At 37.9% G+C, this 23,879-nt stretch carries 19 protein-coding genes; 9 read left to right on the top strand and 10 right to left on the bottom strand.

The genetic code is table 11. The features are described 5' to 3' along the window. Positions 1 to 60: 60 nt before the first annotated feature. The gene (locus C8270_RS17960) at positions 61 to 1,251 is read left to right on the top strand and encodes a NupC/NupG family nucleoside CNT transporter (protein ID WP_106498161.1); all 1,191 of its coding nucleotides are present in this window, start codon (positions 61 to 63) and stop codon (positions 1,249 to 1,251) included. A gap of 60 nt (positions 1,252 to 1,311) precedes the next feature. Here the strand turns inward: C8270_RS17960 and C8270_RS17955 are convergent, their stop codons facing one another. After that, positions 1,312 to 2,679, bottom strand: a complete 1,368-nt coding sequence (locus tag C8270_RS17955) for an MATE family efflux transporter (protein WP_106498160.1) — start codon at positions 2,677 to 2,679, stop codon at positions 1,312 to 1,314. A 125-nt stretch (positions 2,680 to 2,804) separates the two neighbouring features. Between C8270_RS17955 and C8270_RS17950 the strand changes: the two genes are divergently transcribed. After that, positions 2,805 to 3,875 (top strand): undecaprenyldiphospho-muramoylpentapeptide beta-N-acetylglucosaminyltransferase, encoded by a 1,071-nt coding sequence (locus tag C8270_RS17950; RefSeq protein ID WP_106498159.1) that lies wholly within the window; start codon positions 2,805 to 2,807, stop codon positions 3,873 to 3,875. A 54-nt stretch (positions 3,876 to 3,929) separates the two neighbouring features. Here the strand turns inward: C8270_RS17950 and C8270_RS17945 are convergent, their stop codons facing one another. Both C8270_RS17945 and C8270_RS17940 read right to left on the bottom strand, forming a co-directional pair. After that, positions 3,930 to 7,055, bottom strand: a complete 3,126-nt coding sequence (locus tag C8270_RS17945) for an MMPL family transporter (protein WP_106498158.1) — start codon at positions 7,053 to 7,055, stop codon at positions 3,930 to 3,932. A 15-nt stretch (positions 7,056 to 7,070) separates the two neighbouring features. Then, positions 7,071 to 7,502: a MarR family winged helix-turn-helix transcriptional regulator gene (locus C8270_RS17940; protein ID WP_106498588.1), complete on the bottom strand. Its 432-nt coding sequence runs from the start codon at positions 7,500 to 7,502 to the stop codon at positions 7,071 to 7,073. 550 nt (positions 7,503 to 8,052) lie between these two features. On the opposite strand from C8270_RS17940, the gene C8270_RS17935 reads away from it, so the two are divergent. From C8270_RS17935 to C8270_RS17920, 4 genes are all read left to right on the top strand, one after another. Then, positions 8,053 to 9,048, top strand: a complete 996-nt coding sequence (locus C8270_RS17935; protein ID WP_106498157.1) for an ABC transporter substrate-binding protein — start codon at positions 8,053 to 8,055, stop codon at positions 9,046 to 9,048. 90 nt (positions 9,049 to 9,138) lie between these two features. After that, positions 9,139 to 9,999, top strand: coding sequence for an ABC transporter permease (locus C8270_RS17930; protein ID WP_106498156.1), 861 nt, complete (start codon positions 9,139 to 9,141; stop codon positions 9,997 to 9,999). Continuing rightward, positions 9,996 to 11,204 (top strand): quaternary amine ABC transporter ATP-binding protein, encoded by a 1,209-nt coding sequence (locus tag C8270_RS17925; protein WP_106498155.1) that lies wholly within the window; start codon positions 9,996 to 9,998, stop codon positions 11,202 to 11,204. Before C8270_RS17930 ends, C8270_RS17925 begins: the two co-directional genes overlap by 4 nt. 97 nt (positions 11,205 to 11,301) lie before the next feature. After that, complete coding sequence (locus C8270_RS17920; RefSeq protein WP_106498154.1) at positions 11,302 to 12,129, top strand: aldo/keto reductase; 828 nt, start codon at positions 11,302 to 11,304, stop codon at positions 12,127 to 12,129. Positions 12,130 to 12,184: 55 nt separating this feature from the next. Here C8270_RS17920 and C8270_RS17915 read toward each other — a convergent pair whose 3' ends face one another. The 6 genes from C8270_RS17915 to C8270_RS17895 all read right to left on the bottom strand — a co-directional run bounded on the left by C8270_RS17915 (position 12,185) and on the right by C8270_RS17895 (position 18,003). Continuing rightward, positions 12,185 to 13,321, bottom strand: a complete 1,137-nt coding sequence (locus C8270_RS17915) for a Ger(x)C family spore germination protein (RefSeq protein WP_106498153.1) — start codon at positions 13,319 to 13,321, stop codon at positions 12,185 to 12,187. Beyond that, on the bottom strand, positions 13,321 to 14,439 hold the full coding sequence (locus C8270_RS17910) for a GerAB/ArcD/ProY family transporter (RefSeq protein WP_106498152.1): 1,119 nt from the start codon (positions 14,437 to 14,439) through the stop codon (positions 13,321 to 13,323). Before C8270_RS17910 ends, C8270_RS17915 begins: the two co-directional genes overlap by 1 nt. Before the next feature lie 8 nt (positions 14,440 to 14,447). Beyond that, positions 14,448 to 15,956, bottom strand: coding sequence for a spore germination protein (locus C8270_RS17905; protein ID WP_106498151.1), 1,509 nt, complete (start codon positions 15,954 to 15,956; stop codon positions 14,448 to 14,450). Positions 15,957 to 15,981: 25 nt separating this feature from the next. Then, a complete protein-coding gene (locus C8270_RS20120; RefSeq protein WP_158701766.1) occupies positions 15,982 to 16,134 on the bottom strand; it encodes a hypothetical protein in 153 nt (50 codons plus the stop codon). A 116-nt stretch (positions 16,135 to 16,250) separates the two neighbouring features. Beyond that, positions 16,251 to 16,787: a beta-class carbonic anhydrase gene (locus C8270_RS17900; protein WP_106498587.1), complete on the bottom strand. Its 537-nt coding sequence runs from the start codon at positions 16,785 to 16,787 to the stop codon at positions 16,251 to 16,253. A 151-nt stretch (positions 16,788 to 16,938) separates the two neighbouring features. Next, positions 16,939 to 18,003, bottom strand: a complete 1,065-nt coding sequence (locus C8270_RS17895) for a hypothetical protein (protein WP_106498150.1) — start codon at positions 18,001 to 18,003, stop codon at positions 16,939 to 16,941. A gap of 364 nt (positions 18,004 to 18,367) precedes the next feature. Here C8270_RS17895 and C8270_RS17890 point away from each other — a divergent pair, with 364 nt between their 5' ends. Beyond that, complete coding sequence (locus C8270_RS17890) at positions 18,368 to 18,598, top strand: hypothetical protein (RefSeq protein ID WP_106498149.1); 231 nt, start codon at positions 18,368 to 18,370, stop codon at positions 18,596 to 18,598. 45 nt (positions 18,599 to 18,643) lie between these two features. Here the strand turns inward: C8270_RS17890 and C8270_RS20780 are convergent, their stop codons facing one another. Then, a complete protein-coding gene (locus C8270_RS20780; protein WP_325034791.1) occupies positions 18,644 to 19,603 on the bottom strand; it encodes a methyl-accepting chemotaxis protein in 960 nt (319 codons plus the stop codon). Positions 19,604 to 20,093: 490 nt separating this feature from the next. Here C8270_RS20780 and C8270_RS17880 point away from each other — a divergent pair, with 490 nt between their 5' ends. Next, positions 20,094 to 21,839, top strand: a complete 1,746-nt coding sequence (locus C8270_RS17880) for an ABC transporter ATP-binding protein (RefSeq protein ID WP_106498147.1) — start codon at positions 20,094 to 20,096, stop codon at positions 21,837 to 21,839. Next, the gene (locus C8270_RS17875) at positions 21,839 to 23,866 is read left to right on the top strand and encodes an ABC transporter ATP-binding protein (RefSeq protein WP_106498146.1); all 2,028 of its coding nucleotides are present in this window, start codon (positions 21,839 to 21,841) and stop codon (positions 23,864 to 23,866) included. The genes C8270_RS17880 and C8270_RS17875 overlap by 1 nt, the downstream gene beginning before the upstream one ends. Positions 23,867 to 23,879 lie beyond the last annotated feature (13 nt).

The following is a 23,879-nucleotide window of genomic DNA, read 5'->3' as shown; positions in this document are numbered from 1 at the left end:
CGCGAAAATTGTAAGCATTTACAATTACTTGTCGTAAAAATAAAAAGGGAGGCTTCATCCGTGGATATTCTTCTAGGGTTTGTTGCAATCATTATTGTCCTCGGACTAGCATTTTTGATGTCTAATGATAAAAAAAATATCAATTACAAGGGCATCGTTGTTATGTTGGTTGCACAATTTTTAATAACCTGGTTCATGTTTACAACCGAAATCGGACAAAAAATTATTAATGGTATCTCGTCTGTTTTCAATAAATTAATTGAATTCGGTACAGAAGGTGTTAACTTCGTTGTCGGGGGAATTGCCGTTAATGAAGGTGGCAGCGTCTTCTTCTTTAATGTGCTATTACTTATTATCTTTTTCTCAACGCTTTTATCTGTATTGACGTATTTAAAAATTTTGCCGTTTATCATCAAATATCTTGGCGGATTTTTATCAAAACTTACTGGTCTACCAAAAGTGGAATCTTTCAATGCCGTAAATAGTATCTTTTTCGGTCAATCCGAAGCATTGCTTGCAATTAAGACACAGTTTCACCACTTGGAAAAAAATCGCTTATACATTGTCAGCGCTTCTGCGATGGGATCTGTTTCTGCTTCGATTGTAGGCTCATACCTACAAATTTTGCCGCCTGAATATGTTTTAGTCGCATTGCCGTTGAACATGTTTAGTGCAGTGATGATTTCCTCTGTGATTGCACCTGTCAATGTACCAAAGGCAGAAGATCATGTAGATGTAAAAGATGTATCACAGGATAAAAGTATTTTTGAAGCAATGGGAAATGGTGCACTTGATGGTGGGAAAATTGCCTTGACTGTTGCTGCCATGCTTGTTGCGTTCATTGCATCACTCGAGCTGGTAAACTGGATCATTCAGTCCGTGTTCGCAGGTGTAACATTACAACAAATCCTCGGATATATCATTGCACCAATTGGTATCTTGATGGGAATATCACCTGGTGAAGTAATCGAAGCTGGTGGGATTATGGGGACAAAAATTGTCACAAACGAGTTCGTTGCCATGCTTGAATTCCAAAATATCCTTGGAGGTATGTCAGAAAAAACAGTTGGGATTGTATCGGTATTCTTAACGAGTTTTGCCAACTTTTCATCAATCGGAATTATCGCCGGAACGGTACAAGCAATTGATAGTAAAAAGGCCGTACAAGTATCCGGATTTGGCATGAAATTGCTTGTCGGTGCAACACTTGCATCAATCCTATCTGCTACAGTAGCTGGAATTTTTATATGATTAATAAAGACCGCCACGTTTCCATGGCGGTCTTTTATGTTTAATAGTGTAAAGTATGCTTTATGCGAGCCTTCTCTTTGCATTACGCATATGCTTTTTCTGGATATACATAAGCCTGCCAACTAGGGCAATTGCTCCACAGCTTAATCCGATAATAATACCGACCCAATATCCAAATGGTTCCAATGCAGTATAATTGGCAAGTAGCCAGCCGCTAGGTAAACCAATCACCCAGTACGAGACTAAAGAAATAACTAGTGTAATATTAACATCTTTGTATCCTCTTAATGCACCTTGGATGGGCGCCCCAAAGGCATCTGCAAGTTGGTAAAAAATCGCATAGTAAATGAAATGTGTCGTCAACTCAATCACTTTAGGATCGGAATTATACATGGCCGCAACCGTGTCATTGAAAATATATAATACTAGACCGGAAAATGTTGCGATAAACAATCCACCACTAATTCCAATATAGCCATACGTTCGTGCCTCAGCAAATCGCTTGCCACCGACCTCAAAGCCGATTGCGATCGTCAATGCCATCCCGACACTTAACGGAATCATATATAATAAGGAAGCAAAATTCATTGCAGCTTGGTGAGCGGCAATCGTACTAGTGTTATAGACACTCATCAATAACGTTACCGCAGAAAATATACTCGTTTCAAAAAAGATTGAAAAACCGATGGGAATGCCGATTTTCAGTTGTTCCCACCACGCTTTTAATGAAGGACCAACCCAGTTTGAAAATATTTGAAAGCCACGGAATGGTTGAATTTTGTAGATGACGATTAAAGCAAACAAGCAAACCAACCAATAGGTAATCGCTGTGGCAATCCCGGCGCCGATCCCGCCAAACGCCGGCATACCAAATTTTCCAAAGATAAACATATAGTTGAACAAAATATTTAATGGCAACGATGTTAAAATGATCAACATCGACATGCGTGTCTGTCCTAGTGCATCAATAAAACAGCGTAATGTGTTAAAGATGAATAATGGAATAATACCAGCGGCAAGGAAAATAAGATAATATTTTGCAACGTGTCTGACTTCTGTTTCAAGGTCCATCATTTGTAAAATGGGGTTAAGCAGTAATGCACCAACAGCTACGACTAATACTGCTAACGCTGTCGCCAAATAAATTCCCTGTTGCACTTTTTTTGGTACTTCATTGTCAGCCTTTGCACCAACTAATTGCGCGATGATCGGCGTGATAGCCAGTAAGATGCCGTTGATCCCAGTGAAAATAGGTACCCAAAGGCTCGAACCGATAGCAACACCGGCCAAATCCTCTGCACCAGCTTGGCCGGACATAACGGTATCGAAAAAGTTCATCAAATACATACTAACCTGTGTAATAAGAATAGGCACCAAAATGATGGTGAAAAGCTTTAATTTTTCTTTTAATGTTGTTGTTTCATGCATAATACTCTTCCTTTTTTTGTCGTTTTCCATTAGGATAGAGATGGATTTTAATTTATCATCCGTTATCTCAAACAATGCTCCAAAAGCAATTATACCTTTTTAAAGATAGAAAGGAAGTACAATTTATGAAAAAGAAACGAATCCTTTTTACTGGTGGCGGAACTGCAGGACACGTTATCGTAAACCTAGCATTGATTCCGGCATTTCAGGAAGAAGGATGGGAAATTGATTATATCGGATCTAAGCGTGGGATTGAACGAAAACTAATTGAGCAGTTGGATCATGTAACCTATTACCCAATATCAACCGGGAAACTACGCCGGTATATATCAAAGGAAAATATCAAGGATCCATTTAAAGTTATAAAAGGAACCATGCAGGCTTGGCGGATTATTGGAAAACGTAAACCTTCGATCATTTTTTCAAAGGGGGGATTTGTTTCGGTTCCTGTTATTATGGCGGCAAAACTAAGACGTGTTCCGGCAGTTATACATGAATCAGATTTCACCCCAGGACTTGCGAATAAGCTGGCCATTCCGTTTGCGAAAAAGGTCCTGGCAACTTTTCCGGAAACAATGAAGTTTTTACCTGAACAAAAAGCGGAATATGTTGGAGCTGTGATCCGTGATGAACTATTTCAAGGCGAACGAGGAAAGGGCTTGACGTTATGCGGATTCACTCGGGAAAAACCGGTATTATTAATCATGGGTGGAAGCGGTGGCTCGGAAAAAATAAACGCAACCGTTCGCACTAGTTTAGATGATTTGTTACCAGCGTTCCAAATTGCTCATATTTGCGGAAATGGAAAAATAGATACGACAATTGATCGTGAAGGCTATAAACAATTCGAATATGTGAATGAGGAATTAAAAGATCTCTTTGCTGCGACTGATTTTGTTTTGTCACGAGCAGGTTCCAATGCCATTTATGAGTTTTTGGCATTACAGAAACCAATGCTGCTCATCCCGTTATCCAGACAAGCAAGCAGAGGCGATCAGATTATCAACGCCAATTCCTTTAAAGAAAAACAGTATGCCCGCGTGCTAGAAGAAGAAAATGTAACGGAAGAACGGTTAGTGCAGGAAATTAACCAATTGAAAGAACAAGCACCAATCATGATCGATCATATGAAAAAGTATCAAAGTGAAAAGGCGAAAGAACGCGTTATAGAAATCATTAAAGAAACAGGAAAATAAATACTCCCCTTTGCTAGATCCAAGCAAAGGGGAGTTTTCTATATAACAGAATTATTATTTTTTAAATGGCCACCAATTTGCCTTACCAAAGATTCGTACCATAACCGGAACGAATAATGGTAGCATGACGAATGCGTATAGAAACAATCCCGTCAGTACAACTGTTGCAATTTGCAAGAGTGATAAAACACCTGAAGGAAGCATTGCGCCAAATGTACCGCCTAAAATAACTGCGGCCGAAATAATAACGGTTCCCATGTTTTTCATCGCCGATAATAGTGCTTCTTTAATGTTACCATTTTTATATTCGTTGAAGCGGTCCATTAAGAAGATACTATAGTCGATTCCCAGTGCCATGAGCATGACAAAGGAGAAGAATGGAATGGCCCATGTTAGCCCGTCATAGCCAAGTAGTTGCACGAAAATAAGTTCAGCAACACCCATCGACGTGAAGTAAGTCAGGATTAGTGACCCAATTAAATAGAGTGGCATCACTAATGAGCGTAACAAAATGACCAAGACAATGAAGATCCCGGCAATCATAAGAAATACTGTACGGGAGTAATCAGCATCAGAAATGTTTTGTAAATCATTGTTCGTGCTGCTTATACCGCCTAGTTTAGGATCACTGTCTGCGAAGATGGTATCCTGTTTTGCTTTGTCTGTCGTATCTTTTATTTTATCAACCATATTGATTGCTTCGGTTGAGTATGGGTTATGCGATAATACGACATCAAATTTAGTAATTGTTTTGTCGTCAGAAAGATATGGTTCTGTTCCTGCCATAAAGTCTTCATTTTCCAGTGCTTCTTCTGGAATAATGACAACAGGATTACTTGAGTCGGTATCAAATTGATCTAGATGATTCTGTACCTCAGTTAGTCCATCATTGATTTGTTTCAATCCATCTGAACTATCATCTAGTCCACCTGAAAGTTGATCTAACTGATCTTGCATATCGGCAAAAGCAGTTTTTAATTCTTCCTGCCCGCCATAAATTTGTGACAAACCATCTTGTAAGCTTGGTATGTTGTTTACAACTTCACCTTGCCCATTAGCAGCTTGGTTTAATCCGGATTGAAGTTGCTCAACACCAGCTATTAACTCGCCAATTCCAGATGATAATTTTTCCTGACCTGCAATCGAGTCACTCAATCCTTGGTTTAACGTATTGAACTGTTCGTTAACCGTTTGTAGTTGTGTTTGCGCGCCTTGCAAATCTTTTAATTTATTTTGTAATTGGGTAATTCCATCAATGGCGCCTTCTGTATATTTAATTGCGGTACCTAATTGTGTCTGCTGCTCTTTATTTAGGTCTGGCTGCGATTTTTGCAATGCTGTTAGTTGCTGTAATGAACCTTGCATTGCACTTTTAAGCTCGTCAATACCTTGAGCGTCCACTTCTTGCCCGCCTACACCTGATAGTCCATCAGCAATTGCCTGATAACCTTTCAATAACTTTTTATTTCCTGTAATGGTCTGATCCAAGTTATCTTTAATGGTTTGTAGGTTGGATTTTATTTCACCTGCACCTTGAGAGCCAGACTGAATCCCATTTTGAATTTTCGTCAAGGCATTGCTAATGTCGCCAATACCATTATTGGCATCTTGTGTGCCTTGCATTAATTGGTCAACGCCGGTTTGGGCTTCCTTAAGTTGTGGTGCTGATTTTTTTAATTCTGAAGCGGCTTCCTGCAATCCTTCCTGAATTTTTGTAATACCTTCCGTGCTTTGGTCGATACCATCTGCTAGCATACCTGTTTGGTTTTTAGCTAAAAAGTCATCAATAACTGTACCAGCTGGTCGTGTTGCACTACGAACTTGTTCAACGCCGTCCATTTTGGCAAGTTCCTCAGAAATATCTTCAATTGCCTGGTAATCTTCCGTAGATTCAACCGGTTCATCTGTTTCAAGTACGACAGATGTAGGCATTGTTTGACCTGGTCCAAAACTGTCAGCAACCCAGTTAAACCCTTTTACAGATCCGTACTCATCGCCAATTTCTTCAAGGGAGTTATAGGATTTATTACCATCATAGGTTAGTAAAAATGGCAAAGTAATGACGGCCACAATAACTAAAGCTACGACAGGTCTGCCCCAAGCAAACTTTCCAGCGGTTCCCCAAATGCGGCTTTCCTTATGGGCAACATTTTTATCAAATGGCCAAAACAATTTTTTCCCTAAAACAACTAAGAAAAATGGAACTAATGTTGCTAACGCAATCAGTACGACTGCTACACCAACCGCAACCGCAACGGCTGATTGATAAAGGGAAAATGTCGATAACCCAATTGTTGAGAAACCAATCAATACAGCAATACCAGCAAAGAAGATTGTTTTTCCACCTGATTTGTAGGTTTTCGCGACGGCTTCTTTAATGGAATCATGATTTGCAATTTCTTCTTTAAATCTGCTAATTAATAATATACAGTAGTCTGTTCCAATACCAAACATGACCGCGACCATGAAAATCTGTGTGAAGGTCGATAATGGAAAACCAGCTGTGTCAGCTAAAATGGAGACAATCCCTTGTGCTGCAAGATAACTGATACCGACAGTTAGTAATGGAATGAATGGTGCAACAAATGATTTGAACACGACAAATAAAATAATTAGGATTAACCCAACAGTGATAAACTCTGTCTTTTTCAAACCTTCTTCTGAGTTATCCAAGATGTCTTGTTGAATGAGTTGTTCACCGGTTAAATAGTGCTCAACGTCAATATTTTCTACTGTGTCATAGATCTTTTCGCGAGATGTGTTAATTTCCTCATTTTCTAGAGAAAGCTCAAATGGAACCATGATCGTTTTTCCGTCTTCCGCTACGGTTTGATCTTCAATTGCCGGATCTTCCGTGAAATCAAGAATATCGGAAATACCAAGCTCTTCTTTATTTTCCTTTAATTCATTGATGGCTTGTGAAACTTGCTTTTTATCAGCCTTATCCAATCCATCGTCATCATGAAAAACAAGTACAGAACTTGCTGTGTTTTTTCCTTCATCAGCTGACATATCTTCAATTAATGCTTGTGCTTCCTGAGAGGTGTAGCCCTCAGGGACAGTTATTTGTCCTTTTTCCTGCACTAAATCCTGGAGATTTGGTGCAAAAATAAATAATGATGCTGCCACTGCTAGCCAAAGTACAGCAATGAGCCAGCGAAATTTTATAATGTGTTTCAATCTGTGAACCCCTTTCTATTCATTGTCCATCACGTTTGCTAACTTTTCCAGGGAATGGATAAATGTTAGTATTTCTTGATCATCAAAATGTGCTAAATGAGCACCAATTGCGTCATATACCTCATTTTCTGTATAGTCTACAAGACCCGCCCCTTTTGATGTTACATGCAAATAAACATTTCTACGGTCTTTCTCATCCCGAACCCGTTCAATTAATCCTTTATCAAACAACCGGTTAATTTGGGCGGTAACAGCACTTTTTCCGATACCAAAACTATGAGCAATTTCGGTTGATGTACATTTCTCATGGTTTTGTATGTACTGCAGCGTAGAAAATTGATCTGTTGTAATATCAGAATGAACTTTTTCTTTTATAATAATGTTGATATTCCGATAAATCGTGTTCATTGCATTTTGATGCCGATTTATTAGGTCTTTTAATTCCATGTGCAAAACGTTCACCTCCGTTTGAAAAAAGTTCAAAAGGTGAATAGTTCACTTAATGAACCATTATAGTTTACCAACTTTAGTTTAGTAACGCAAGCCGTTAAAACTTGTGTCACAAAAATGACGGATTTGTTTCGTGTTAAGGATAATAGCCTTCAAATAAAAAGCACATACATATCTTTAAAGTTACATAATGGAAGTTATATTGAGTATTTGTAGTAATATAGCTAATAAACAATGCTATCCATATTTAAGCTTGTTTTATCGACAATAATTCCATATTTTCGGTATTTAACGCATTTGTCCAAAAAAAATATTTGCGATACCATTAATAATGTTGTCAAGCTAATTACCTTTAATTGATTTTGCTACCATCTTTTCGTTAAATGTTAAATGCTACATAGGATCCTCCTTTTTGAGCCAAGTACAGAAAAGTTTATTTTCCATTAAATAGGTAAAATATTGTCTATTAACATCATTAATTTTCCAATAACTGATTCTATTGGAATTATTCATTTTTTATTAGAAAAAAAAAGAAAGGGGAAAGAAAATGAAGAAATTTGTCTTGTTATTGTTTACTGCTATGTTAATAGTGGTACTTTCTGCCTGTGGTGAGACAGAAGCAGATGGGGAAATTGATAAAATAGTTCTAGCTGATGCTGGCTGGGATAGTATTCGAGTTCATAATAGCATTGCCCAAAAAATTATTGAAGAGGGTTATGGCATTGATACTGAGGTAACAAGTGGATCTACAGCAGCAACCTTTCAAGGATTAACAGAAGGGGATATCAATGTCTACATGGAGGTATGGACTGACAATATTAAAGAAATATACAATGAAGCACTTGATGAAGGGGATATTGAAAAGGTATCCGTAAACTTTGATGATAACGTGCAAGGTTTATACGTACCGACATATGTTATCGAAGGGGATGACGAGCGTGGTATTGAACCAATGGCACCTGACTTAAAGACAGTTGAGGATTTAAAAAAATATCCAGAATTGTTTGCCGATCCAGCTGAACCGGATAAAGGTCGTTTAATTAATGCGCCAAGTGGTTGGGCTGTTGAGAAAGCAATTACCGAAAAAATGGATGCCTATGGTTTAAATGATACATTTGTAAACTTTAAGCCAGGTTCAGATGCAGCAATTGTAACATCGTTAACGGATGCAATTAATGCAGGAGATGCATGGGTGGGATATTACTGGTCACCTACTGCAGTAACAGCAAAATATGACCTGACATTATTGGAAGAACCAGAATACGATAAAGAGATTTATGATGAAACAAAAGCAACTGCATTTCCACCGAATGATGTTGTTGTGGCCGTTTATAAAGATTTGCCTGATAAAGCACCTGAATTGGTCGACTTTCTAAGTAATTATGAAACTAGTAGTGCATTAACAGAAGAGGCACTTAACTACATGGAAGAAAACGGTGCATCACCAGAAGAAGCAGCAATGTGGTGGATGGAAAAGCATGAGGATATTTGGACAGGTTGGGTTCCTGAGGATATAGCAAAAAAAGTGAAGGAATCCATGTAATCAAATCAAGCAGCCGGTCTTAATGGTTGGCTGCTTTTCTAATTAATTATAAAGTGAGGTGACAGGGCTGTTTTAACGGACAGTCTGCCTATGGGAAACTTTCCGGATATAACAACGAAATTAGGAGATTACGTAGAGGGAATAGTAGACTTTTTAGATACAACTTTAGAAAGTGTATTTGATTTTATTTATATCATATCTTCACAATTTATTAATGGAATTGAAGCATTTTTACTATGGATGCCTTGGTGGACATTCATTCTAGTAATCTTTTTACTAGGTTGGTATTTTAAATCATTATTTTCAGGTGTCTTATATGGTCTGTTTGTGTTTTTAATTGGGACATTTAGTTTATGGGGAGATATGATGACCACCATTGCGATCGTGATGACAGCGGTAATTATCTCTCTCTTGATTGGGATTCCTGCTGGTGTGTGGATGGCATTTAGTAAAGGATTTTCAACAGTCATGCGACCAATTCTGGATGCCATGCAGACAATGCCAAGTTTTGTTTATTTAATTCCAGCAATTTTCTTCTTTGGTTTAGGAAACATTTCCGCTATTTTCGCAACATTAATATATGCATTGCCACCTGTTATTAGACTAACTGAACTGGCTATTCGTGGCGTGGATAAAGAAGTGATTGAATCAGCGGAATCATTTGGATCATCAAAATGGCAGATGCTGCGTAAAATTCAATTACCACAAGCGCTGCCAACGATTATGGCCGGAGTGAATCAAACAACAATGATGGCACTTGCAATGGTTGTAATTGCTTCAATGGTTGGTGCCCAAGGGTTAGGGGAGCAGGTCTTAGTCTCGATTAACCGAATTGATATCTCCCTAGGTTTTGAAGCTGGTATTAGTATTGTATTTTTAGCAATCATTATTGACCGTGTATCTAGTGGGATTGCTGATAAACTCCAAAGGCATAGGAGGGTAAACGAATGACAGCGAAAATAAAAATAGAACACGTTTCAAAAATTTTTGGGCCAAAACCGAAATCGGTTCTGCCAAAAGTTAAAGAAGGTATGTCGAAACAGGAAATTCTTGCAAATACAGGACATACAGTTGGTGTATATGATGCATCATTGGAAATTAAACAAGGGGAAATTTTCGTCATCATGGGTTTGTCGGGTAGTGGCAAATCTACCCTTATCCGTTGCTTTAATTTGTTAAACAAACCGACTGATGGATCCATCCTCATTGATGGTGAAGATATTGTTAAACATAACAGTTCAAAGCTTAAAAAAGTTCGTCAAGAAAAAATAGCAATGGTGTTCCAACATTTCGGCCTATTTAATCATCGAACAATCTTGGCAAATGTAGAATATGGATTAGAAATTCGCAACGTATCAAAAGAAGAACGTCGGGAAATTGCTAGAAAAAATATTGAAAATGTTGGTTTAAAAGGATATGAGGATAAATATCCAGACCAATTATCTGGTGGAATGCAGCAACGAGTTGGATTGGCCAGAGCTTTAGCGAATGATCCAGATATTCTATTAATGGATGAGCCTTTCAGTGCCTTAGATCCATTAATTCGTCGGGAAATGCAGTTAGAACTACTTGATATTCAAGAGCGTTTACAAAAGACAATTATTTTTATTACGCACGATGTAAATGAAGCTTTCAAACTCGGTGATCGAGTAGCAGTAATGAAAGATGGCCGTGTTATTCAAACTGGCACGCCTGAGGAAATTATTGAAAGACCAGCAAACGATTATATTTCCGATTTTATTAAAGATATTGATCGTTCAAAAGTATTTCAAGCAGAACATGTCATGATAAAACCGAATGCTTTAGTGTCCATGAAAGATGGCCTAAATGTAGCGGTTAAAGAAATGGAGAAACATAACATATCGAGTGTCTTTGTTGTAGATAGGCAGCGACATGTCAAAGGAATTGTCACGATTGATGATGCAATTACCGGTATCAAGGAAAAGAAATCATTACAAGATGTCATGCTTACGGATATTACAATTGTTCAGAAAGATGAATATGTAAATGATCTGATCGCAAAAACATTAGAATCTAAATTTCCCTTAGCAGTTGTGAATGAAGATAACAAATTAATTGGTTTTATTTTACGTGTGCATGTATTATCAGGGCTTGTGGCTGATGATGTCGATGAAAGTGACGAGTATATTGGATAAAAGTTTAACGTGGGCTTCCTAATTAGGAGCCCGCGCTTTTTATAATGGAAGAGTAGTCCTGTATACGTTAAACTTGGAATCAAAGGAGTTGTAAAAGATGAATCCTAACACTACAAAGAGGCTAAATAATGGAAAGCAAATCCCGCAATTAGGTCTAGGGGTTTATAAAGTACCAGCTGAACAGGTATATGAAACGGTTAAAAATGCCCTTGAGCTTGGCTATCGGCACATCGACACAGCTAGTTTTTACGGCAATGAAGAAGGTGTAGGCAAGGCCATCAAGGATTCAGGGATACCGAGAGAAGAAATTTTTGTGACCACGAAGGTTTGGAATGATGACCATGGATTTGAGCGTGCCCAAGAGGCGTTTGCAAAAAGTTTGAACAGACTTGGATTAGAATATGTTGACCTTTACCTCATTCATTGGCCGGTTCCTACTATTTTTCCGGAGACATGGAAAGCGTTAGAAAAGGTATACAAAGATGGAGCGGCAAAAGCAATTGGTGTGAGCAATTTTCTCGATCACCATTTACAAGAACTAGCCCGCACCCAAGAAGTGCAACCAGCAGTCGACCAAATTGAATTACACCCGAAATTAGTTGAGACACGTACAATCAACTATTGTCACGAAAAGGGAATCGCTATTGAATCATGGTCCCCTTTGGGAAGAGCAACGTACTTGGATGATCCACTACTCGTTAAACTCGGTGAAAAATATAAAAAGTCGCCAGCACAGATTATCATTCGTTGGCACTTGCAGCGTGATTTTGTGGTTATTCCAAAATCCACAAATAGTGAACGGCAAAGAGAAAACATAACAGTATTTGACTTTCACCTTGATGAGCGGGATATGAAATTATTGGATCAAATGGATGAGGGGATGCGTGTTGGTTCACATCCTAACAATGTTTCTATACAAAAATGAAGGAAATTGGCAATCACCCAATTTCCTTTCCATATGCCGTAACAAGCCCGCAATCTTACGGTACCATCCCATGGCGGAGAATTTTTACATTGACCTTAAAGTCTACATCAATGGTAGGAAATTTATCGCGCCATTCTGATCTTTTTAGCTTTCCATCCGATTTGTTTGCTTTATAAATGGTACCATAGCCAAAAGGATCGGCATTTAGTGTTTGTAATTCTTTCAAGAGTTTTTCATACTCATGTTTGACCACCTTTTCAATTTCCTTTTCCATCTGCTTTATAGCTTCCTGACTTTTCACACTGATTGATTCTGTCATTTCCATTAAGCTTACTTCTAATTTGACTTCTGTTTGGAATTTCAAGTTTTGTACATCGGTCATTTTTGTTTTGTTTTTGCCATTAAGAACAGTCAACAACGTATAAAATTGACGATTATCCAGTTCGTCTTTGTTCATATTGTAGGCATATTTTGCAAATGGTTTTAACGGAAGGGGGATCTCAATAAAAAGATCTTTGATGGTTTGATTATACATCGTAATGTAAAAGGCTTTTTTCATCGGTATGTTTCCAACTTGCTTATCATCTCGAAAGATTGCCAGGGATGATAAAACGGGCTTGCCATCTTTTACCCCTAGACTTGGCAAGACAGGATCCCTTCCTCTATCAAAATAGAAGTGCACAAAATCATGTAAGTTAATTCTTGGAATAACATTCACTTTAATATTTTTTTGGACCAGGTCATGTAAATAACGACCAGTATTTGGAATGCCACTTTTTTCCCCTGACATAATAACTTCTTTTGCTGTCGTATCACTTACAGCTAAGCTCATAGTGTCTGATACTCTAGCATCTCGGTTTAATGTATCTAAATAGGGCATTATTCCTTTTTTCGCGGCTTCTGTTCCGTATATTTCCAAATCAATTGCTCCCGGTGTCAGTTGGAATCTTGTATGGTAACTAGCGTGTTGACGGGCATTTTTAATTGTATTCCCTTTTCCGAAAACGATCTTAGAGACTTCCTGTTTCTTGGAATCAAATTTAAAAATAACTATGGTTGTGTCCAATTGGTTATCCTCGATGAGATCGACTCCACGTGTATTAATAATTCCAAGATCCTCAATTGTTTTCGTTTGGACACACCCTGTGAGCAAAATCGCCAACAAGAGAAGGATTCCTCCTTTTCTTTGCATCACTTTTCCTCCTTTCCTTTCTGTCTAGTACGCCAACGTTTCTTAATGATCACGAGCGGAAGAAGGAAAAATGGGTAAATATAAACAATCCAGAAACCAATTTTTGAAATTCTATCTGTTAACTCAATTATCCAATAGTGATACGAAATGAATCCGGTTAAAACGAATAGAATAAAGGATGTTATGTATAAAGTGACTTTCTGGGGAATTTTGTACAATCGTTTCAATCCATATGTTATACCCCACATTAATAAAATCATATTTGGCAATGTTACCATCATCCATTCAGCAATCACAATATAATCCATCCGTTTGATAAATGGAAAGGTGACGATCTTGTATAGAGATAAAGACGACCATTCCAAGTCTTCTAATTGTTGTGGACTGTAAAAGCCGATTGCGACTACCGTATAAATAAAAACCAATGCTGCTGACCATGAGGCACCTAGATAAACAGGTAATTTAGCTTGCTTCTTGTTTTGAACAAATGGATAGATGAAAAAGAGTATTTCAAAACCGGCAAATGTATAAGATGTAGTCTTGGATCCATTTAATAATTCAACAATGGATGCATCAAATAAAGGCTGAAAATGGGTGAAATCCATATGTGTTGCTGGTTCATAGATCAGGAATGTTAGCCAATGAGCGAGAAAAAAGAATAGAAACGCAACCCCGATAATGGTGCGTATGCCTCCAAGTACACTATAAATGGCCAATAATAGTAGAAGGAAACCCAAAATTAATGGACTAATATCTGGAAAAATAAATATTTGGATTACTTCAATATAGGTAACTAATATGGAAAATAATGCAACCGCAAAATAAAGAATATAGATGGTACCAAGTGTTTTGCCAAGCCATTTTCCGAATACATCTACCTGGATACCCAAAATATCTGCATTTTCATAACTGTTCAGGATACGAAACATGACAAATAAGACGGCGCAGATAAAAATAAAAGCAAGCAGAATAGAAATCCAGGAATCTTGGCGTGCTTCCTTAAAAATATACATTGGAGCCCCCATAATCCCGACACCTACTTGAATTGATACGATTACAAAAAACAAATAGAAGGCCCGAATGCGCAGGTTTGATTTTACGTTAACATTAATATCCATCCTGTCACCTACTCGTCAATATCATGTCTTCGTTTTGCTTCACCCCTTCTATAACGGAGTAAATCTTTCGGTCTAAATGAGAAAAAGCGCTTATTTTCATATTGCAATGGTGCGCGAAACAAAGCTTTATTTAAATCAGCCCAGCGAAACGGATACACAGGGGAAAGATAGGGTCTACCTAACGAGTTAATTCGTAATAAGTGAATGATGAGAAAAATGAGTCCAAACATAATCCCGATCAGTCCCAGCACTCCCGCTAAAAGCATCATTGGAAAGCGAATAACACGAATCGATGTCCCCATCAAGTATCCTGGAACGGTAAACGAAGATAAAGCACTTAATGCGACAACTATGATTAAAATACTACTTGTTAATCCTGCTTCAACAACTGCTTGCCCGATGATAACCCCGCCAACGATACCAATTGTTTGGCCGATTTTTGTCGGCAGCCGTGCTCCTGCTTCTCGAAGTAATTCAATTAAAAATTCTAGAATTAAAGCTTCAATTATTGGTGGAAAAGGCACGATAGCCCTGGATTGGCCAAGTGTAATTAATTCGGCTGTCGGGATAATCTCGTAATGATAGGTAGCTGCTGCAACATATAATGGCGTTAAAATGACCGCAAGAAACATAGAAATAAAACGCATAATCCGTAAAAATGAACCTGCTTGCCAGCGCATATACATATCTTCTGTTGATTCAAAGAAACTAAAAAATGTAGTTGGTGCGATGAATCCTGTTGGACTATTTTCCGTTAACACACCAATTCGTCCTTGCCTGACTGCATAACTGAAGCGATCGGGCAATTCCGTCGAATAATATTGCGGAAAAATACTAGTTGATGAATCATCTAAGTATTGTTGTAATACCGTACTATCCTCAAGTTCATCGATATCCAAATCTTGAAGCCGTTGTCGCATTGTATTAACGTCTACCTCATTCGCCACGGACTTGACATAAACAATTCGAACTTCACGTGGATACCGCTTGCCAACCATTATTTTTTCTAAAACAAGATCGGTTGACCGAATACTCCACCGGACGACATTTAAATTGGTAATAAGTGATTCGGTAAACGCTATTTGCGGTCCGAGTACTACAGTTTCATTTTCCGCCTTTGACAGTTGCCGATGCTGTTTTTTAAGCAATATATATGAAACAATCTCTTCTTCATTCTCTACATAAATAAAAACTTCACCAATCAAAAGTTTTTCTAGGATATCTTCGAGTGCAACGGTGGTTTTACCAGTACCTAAAGGAATTTCATTCAAGATGGATGAACTTGTCCATTCATGCTTGCTGCTTAGGAGAGGGTCCAATAAAAAATCCTCGACTTTGTCCGAATCGGCTTGATATGAAATAAAGAACACTGCAATTTTTTTGCCTTGATGTTCGTAAATCGAAAAAATTAGGTCCTCATTATTTTCAAACTTACTCTGCATAATTTGTTTTAATTTATCTACTTTTAAAGGGAAAATGCTATTAGGCTGTTTTTTGCGCCGACGATTTATTTTCATACGTTCCTCCTGGTGAAACTACTTACTATGTATTAGTATGTGAGAAATTCGATAAATTATAATAAAAACAATGTACCTCAATCGAAAAGTCGCGCATCCCGGCCGAAAAGTCGCGCACCCCGGCCGAAAAGTCGCGCATCCCGGCCGAAAAGTCGCGCACCTCGAACACGAAATTCACAGCATCGAACAGTTCAGTTTTTATTCATACCCAAAAACAACAATCTTATATAAAACAGTCTAAGCAAAAAAACTGCCACCAATTTAATCTGGTGACAGTTTGTAATATATGATAAATTAGCCTTTTGTTACAACGTCTAGTTTCCCGGTTCCGGGATCAATTACTAATCCGTGTACTTTTATGTGTTTAGGGAGAAGTGGATGGTTTCGTACAATGGTTACACTGTGTTGAACGGATTCTTCTACGGAATCAAATCCACGGAATTCATCATGTAAGTCGATTCCAGCATGCTCAAGCGTTTGTAATGTTTCTTTTTCTATACCATGCTCGATCATTTTGTTAGTTAAAACATCCGTATCGACATGTGACATCCCACAATCACGGTGCCCAATTACGGTTACTTCTTCCGCCTGCAGTTCATAGATAGCGACTAGAATACCCTTCATAATGCTATCGAATGGATCGCGAATAATAGCTCCAGCGTTTTTAAGCATTTTGACATCGCCATTTTGAATATTTAATGCTCTTGGAAGTAACTCTACCAGGCGTGTATCCATGCAAGTTAAGATAACCATCCGTTTATTTGGAAGATTATCCGTTTGGAAGGCTTCGTATTCCTTTCCTTCGACAAATTGTTTGTTGTACGTCAACATTTCTTCTAATTGCAAGTCTACTCATCTCCTCATCCAGTATGTAAAAAACCTACTATTCAATAATAGCAGGTTTTTTAATAGTAAAGAAGTATAAATTTTAGCTCTAATTGTTCCCATGGAGGAATAGTTACGTCCAGAACCAGTGCCCAGCCTATTGATGTGAAAGGTCACGGCTTTTCCAGAAACGGGTCGATTCAATACGTGATTTAAAGTAAATAGCAATTTGTCCAACGAGTGCAATTAAGACAACCCACGCCCAAAATGACATAAACACTTCTTGGAACTGATAAAGTTTTTCATTGATTGGATAAAACGGATTTTTGTGCATGACCAATGAAAAAGTATAGAACATACCGAATGTAAAGTTCCGTGACCATTGGGTAACATTATAGGTGAAAATTCCTTTGTTCCACCCATATAATTTGACCCTGATAACGGCTCGTATGACCTCGACAATTTCAACAATAATTAGTAAGGCGAAAACAACAAGCCAGAAAACAGTTATGAAAACAGGTGTAAACGTATTGGTTGTCACAATTGCCAGACCAGTAATGGAAAGCGCACCATGAATAATGCAATTTGTATTTGCCCAATCGTCAGCTATTGTCCAGTCGTTTTGTCTAATATAACGGTTACCAATTAAAATGATGCCAGCTAAATAAAATGTAAAACCTAAAATAATAATTGCTTCTGAAAAATAAACTGGAAACTGAAAAAAAACATTGTTTAACAAAATAATAATGGATTGTGTACCAACAGTAGACAGTAAAATAGCCCCATGTACAGGATAGTTTTTATGTTCACCTAATAATTGTTTGAAATTGTAAAAGCAATTCAATAGAAAAAATAGAAATAAAAACGTATTAAGAATCCCCATTGCCTGTGTAATTAGCCGAATATCAGGGAAGTAACGGACAAATACATTACACAAAACGGAAACCCCTGCAATCCATGTTCCTATCACAAATGAATTTACTGGATGTTTGATAAACGAAATTAAAAAGTCACGATGAAAGAATTGTACAGATAGCGATTTATAAATAAAAATCCATACCACAAGTAAAATAAATGCTAAATATTTACCCAATTGCACATCTAACAGTGGAAACGCCTCTACTGCACCAATCAGAAAAATCCCATTTGCCATAATGATTGCCCCGCTAGCAGGCTCAATTTTTTTGTAAGGTCCATTTAAAAGCATATATACCACGTCCAATCTATTTCCCTCTATTACTTAAAAAATAGCATGGGAAACCATTACTAGCTGTGAAAAAAATCACATTAAAACACTCATCAGAAAATAGCTATATGAATTATACCATTTTGGACACATTTATGGATTAATTTTGAAGAAGAAACTGTAATTACTGTGTAGGCTAGAAGGTTGGATCGACCTTTCAAAGTAAATAAAAGATTGCACCTTGCCTTCCAATCGATTGGTTCTTTTTGCACATGCTTTTAAGGGTAAAGCTTATGTTTAACTGTCAATAGTACTATTTTTTAAAAATTCACACAACCGTATTGTTAAATTTTTCCGAAAGATGTATACTATACGTAACAAAGGCATAAGGGGTGATGGAATGGGGAAATTTTTGAGAAATTGTCGATTGTGTCAGAGGCCAATGGAATCCAGCCCGTTTATGATGTGTGCTACATGCCTAAAAGATAGCGACAAAGTCAGAAATTTCAGTGTCAAACACCCATATGTTTCAGTAGAAGAGATTGCCCAGGAAACACAAGTATCATTTGCTAAAGTGAACAACATGGTGAAGTTAGGGCTTAATAAAAAAGATGTGAAAACAGTCAAATAAAAAGAGGCAGTTCCATTGGTCGATCCCTTGGAACTGCTTCTTTAATTACTTTTTCGCTAATTCATTAACCCCTTCTACACCTGAAGCAAGTTGGTTATCGACAATTTTAGCATCATCAATGTGCTGGGTAATCGCTTGTTTGATTGTCTCGAATGATTCATTTGTTTCGTCAATATAATGAACCATTTCCATTGTTAGTTCATTTTGGTTGTTCATGTTTGCTAGTACATCTTGGGTATTTGATTTTACTGTTTCGACAATGGTGGCCATTTCTTTTAACCTATCAACTGTTTTCTTGTTCATCTCCGTGGAAGATTGCAACGTTTTCTGGTTTTCATATGTATCTTGTTCCGCTTCTTGAATCTTTTGCTGAATAGTTGTGGTTACTTCGTCAATGTGTGACGTGCTCTCAGCCGTATTTTCGGCAAGTTTACGAACTTCAGCCGCAACTACGGCGAATCCCTTGCCATGTTCACCAGCACGTGCTGCTTCGATTGAGGCATTTAATGCCAACAAGTTTGTTTGATTGGCAATATCACTTATAACTTGCACAATTTCTTTAATGGTATTGGAGTGTTCGCCTAATTCTTGCATACTTCCTGCTGTTTTTGTCATTTGTGTTTCCAGGCTGTCCATTAAGCGCTTGTTATTCCCCATAATATCTTGGTATTCTTCTGTTTGCTTTGCTAGTGAATCGGAGGATTGTACCAATGTCTGTCCCTTATCAACTAATTGGTTTGAATGTTCACTTGATTTTTTCCCAAGTGATTGAATTTCCTCAAAATGCTGTTTGATTTGTACAATAAGATCTTCTAAATCATGGTGCTGTGCGTTAACATGCTCATGTTGCTGAATTGTACTTGTTAAATTTTCCTCAAATTGCTGTAAGAATCGATTGTTTTCTTCGATGATCACTGCCTTTTCCTGCTTTAATTGGTTAATTTGTTCATTAGCCTCGTTTAATTGTTCTTGTAATTGGGATGGTTTATTCTTCGTGCCTAACAAATTCATTCCTCCTGTTAACTAGGACAATCGATATGATTGTGCCTGCTCCATTATGTTATCTATCTTTATTTTCGGTTAAATAGGCCTATATTTGAAGAAAAAACCGAAAAAAAGATTGACTTTAAATTTTGCTAATACTATAATTATTAGGAATCAAAAAATGGAAGGAGGTCACGACAATGGAAAACAAACTGCAACTACTACGTCAACGTCAACAAACGAACCAAAATTTCATATGTTGTGTGACCTTCACAAATAACAGAAACGAATTGTAGTTATACATATTCTTTATCTTGTTTTGCGAAAGGTCACATATGTCTGTGGCCTTTTTGTTATTTAAGGGGGAAAGGTGCCCCTAATTATGAAAGCATACGTCATAGGCGTGTGCTTTTTTATTGAACAAAAACGTATGGGAGAGGGAGAAAAATGTAAAAGGTCAACAATTAAGTGAAAATAAGTATTGGATTTTTAAACAAAGCAGGTGAGGGAATTGTTTCAGGTTTTTAAGAAGTTAGATTGGTTTTTTAAACATTATTGGAAGCGGTATGTATTTGCGATTGTTGCTTTAATTATTGCTAGTGCTATTGGATTGATTCCACCTAAATTAGTTGGGTTTGCTATTGATAAAATCCAGATTGAAACATTGACTGCAAAATTATTGGTGATGATTGTAGCGGGATATCTTTTATTAACATTTGTTCATTATGCGATTTCATTTTTATGGGACTTCACCTTGTTTAGTGGTGCTGCAATTTTGGAACGTTGGACCAGGAGCAAATTAATGGATCATTTTTTAACGATGACGCCAACTTTTTTTGGGAAATATCGAACAGGTGATTTGATGGCCCGAGCTACCAATGATCTGCGGTCGATTCAACTAACGGCTGGTTTTGGTGTTCTAACACTTGTTGATTCAAGCATCTTCATGCTGATGATTGTCGCAATGATGGGGTTTACCATTAGTTGGAAATTAACACTTGCTGCCTTGATCCCATTGCCAATTATGGCAGCAGTTATGAATAAATATGGTTCAGCTATCCATGCTCGTTTCATGAAGGCACAAGCGGCTTTTGGTGAAATGAACAATGACGTATTAGAGTCCATTCGTGGTGTTCGAGTTATTCGTGCCTTTGTTCAAGAAAGACAGGAAGAAGGGCGCTTTCAGGCGATGACAGAAGATGTCTATCAAAAAAATATTGACGTAGCGAAAATTGATGCATTGTTTGAACCAACGATGAAAATTCTTGTTGGTCTATCTTATACAATTGGACTTGGATATGGGGCATTATTAGTCTTTCAAAATTGGATAACACTTGGCGATTTGGTTACATTCAATGTTTACCTTGGAATGTTAATTTGGCCGATGTTTGCTGTTGGGGAATTAATTAATATTTTACAGCGTGGGAATGCGTCGTTGGATCGCGTTAACGAAACATTGGATTATGAAGCAGACGTAAAAAATACAGAAAATCCGAAACAGGTCTCAACGGTTGAGTCAATTTCGTTTGTGGATGTTTCCTTTTCCTATCCTTTCACAGAAACAAGGCAGCTACAGAACATCAATCTGGAAGTGAAGCAAGGGCAAACAATTGGGATTGTGGGAAAGACCGGGGCAGGAAAGACGACTTTATTTAAACTCATGCTCCGCCAATATCCAGGTCTAATTGGCAAAATCAACGTATCAAATTCTGATTTGCAAGCCATTAGTTTGGAACAGATTCGTTCCTGGATTGGCTATGTACCACAGGATCAAATGATGTTTTCCAAAACAATTCGAGAAAATATTCAGTTTGGTAAATCAGATGCAACAGATGAAGAAATATACCGTGTGTTAGATTTAGCGCATTTTCTGGATGATATAAAACAACTGCCAAACGGACTTGATACAGAGGTAGGAGAAAGTGGTGTGACCTTATCTGGAGGACAGAAGCAGCGTGTTGCATTAGCAAGAGCATTTATTAAAAATCCACAAATTTTGATCTTGGATGATTCCATGTCAGCAGTTGATGGAAAAACCGAGGCAAAAATTATGGAGCATTTGCGAAATGAGCGCAGCGGAAAAACAACCTTTATCGCGGCACACAGAATGTCAGCAGTTACACATGCGGATCACATTATTGTGCTCGAGAATGGGCAAATTGTTGAAGAAGGTACACATGAGGAATTAATGCTGCGTGATGGTTGGTATAAACAACAATATCAATTACAGCAGTTAGCAGATGAGGAGGTCTCCTAATGAAGCAATCGACAGAAAAACGATTAGTAAATTATGCATTACAGTTTAAGAAGGGCATTTTGATTGGTTTGGTTTGTCTGGTCGTTGCTACTGCACTTGAATTAGCGGGTCCTTTAATTGCAAAAACCGTTATTGACGACCACATTCTTGGGGTAGAAGGCAATTGGCAGGAAGTTGAGTCGGATAATGATAAATATACCGTTTCCTATGGGGATCATTTTTACAAACGGGCAGATCGCACGACGGAAAAAGATCAAACAGAAGGTATGGCAACCGTTTTGCAAGTTGGGCATGATTATTATTTTGTCACGGAAGAAGTTCCGCTATCTGGTAAGCGAAGTGTCAGTGGAGACACCATCTCGATTGAGCAGGCGAACGAGACATTATCGTTTACAGGAAAAAAGCTTTCGTTATCAGAAATATATCCATTTTTCAAGCCTGAACAAGGACCGATTATTTTCTTGCTTGGGTTGTATATGGTGCTACTCGTTATCGCAGGTTTTTTTCAATTTTTTCAGACCTTTTTATTACAAAAGGCGTCCAACCAAATTGTGAAAAAAATGCGCAACGATATTTTTGCACACACGCAACGAATTCCGATTGATTACTATGTTGATCAACCAGCAGGAAAAATCGTGGCTCGTATTACGAATGATACAGAAGCAATCCGTGACTTGTATGAACGGGTGTTATCGATTGTTGTAACGAGTATTATTTACATGGCGGGTATTTTTATTGCCCTGTTTATTTTAGATGTGAAACTAGCAGCTATTAGTTTGCTGCTTATCCCACTGATTATTGGCTGGATGAAGGTATATAAGCATTTTGGAACGAAATATAATAAAGTAATCCGTTCTACAGTGAGTGAAATAAACGGCAATATTAATGAAGCAATTCAAGGCATGCCGATTATTCAAGCCTTTCGTCGCGAGAAAAAAACAAAGGAAGAATTCGAGGTGTTAAACGAACGTAATTTCAAGTACCATCGTAAACTTGTTAAACTAAGTGCGCTTACATCGTATAACCTTGTAACCGTATTTCGTAATTTAGCGTTTGTTGGATTCATTTGGTACTTCGGATCAGCTTCATTAGAACCAGGTAGCATCATCTCGATTGGTGTTTTATATGCGTTTGTCGATTATTTAAACCGTCTATTTGAACCAATTGAGGATATTATCAACCAGCTACCATTGATTGAACAGGCGCGAGTAGCTGGGGGGCGTGTCTTTGAGTTAATCGATCATGATGGTGAAGAGGTAAAGAATAATAAAATTAAGAAATATCGCGGCAACATTCGTTTTGATCACGTCTCATTTGCTTATAATGATGTGGATTATGTCATTCATGATATGTCCTTTCAGGTTGATGCAGGTCAAACAGCGGCCTTTGTAGGTCATACGGGATCAGGAAAAAGCTCGATTATGAATTTATTATTTCGCTTCTATGATCCTCAAAAAGGGGAAATTACCATAGATGGTCAGAAAACAAGCGAATGGTCACGCCAGCAGGTTAGAAGCTATATGGGAATTGTACTGCAGGATCCGTTCTTATTTTCCGGTACAATCATTTCAAATGTAACGATGAATGATCCGAATATTACCCGGGAAATGGCGATTGATGCGTTACGTGCTGTAGGTGCGGATCGATTTATTGAAAAGCTACCTGGAAAATATGATGAAAAGGTGACAGAGGGTGGTACGACATTTTCATTAGGTGAAAGACAGTTGCTTTCGTTTGCACGGGCATTGGCATTTGATCCAGCTATTTTAATTCTCGATGAAGCAACAGCGAATATCGATACGGAAACAGAGAACATCATTCAACAAGCGCTGGAGGTATTAAAAAAAGGTCGTACAACACTCGTTATTGCCCACCGTTTGTCAACAATCCAGCAAGCGGATGCGATTTTCGTGCTGGAACATGGTAAAATAGTAGAAGAGGGAAATCATGATGAACTAATCAGACAGAACGGCTTATACCATCAAATGTATCAAATGCAGCAGGGGAAAGCACGAGAGGCTGTGTAATACGAGGTGACGT

Source organism: Lentibacillus sp. Marseille-P4043 (genome assembly GCF_900258515.1).
Lineage (GTDB): Bacteria > Bacillota > Bacilli > Bacillales > Amphibacillaceae > Lentibacillus_C.
The sequence above is the reverse complement of the archived record's forward strand: the minus strand, read 5'-3'. Positions and strand labels throughout refer to the sequence as shown.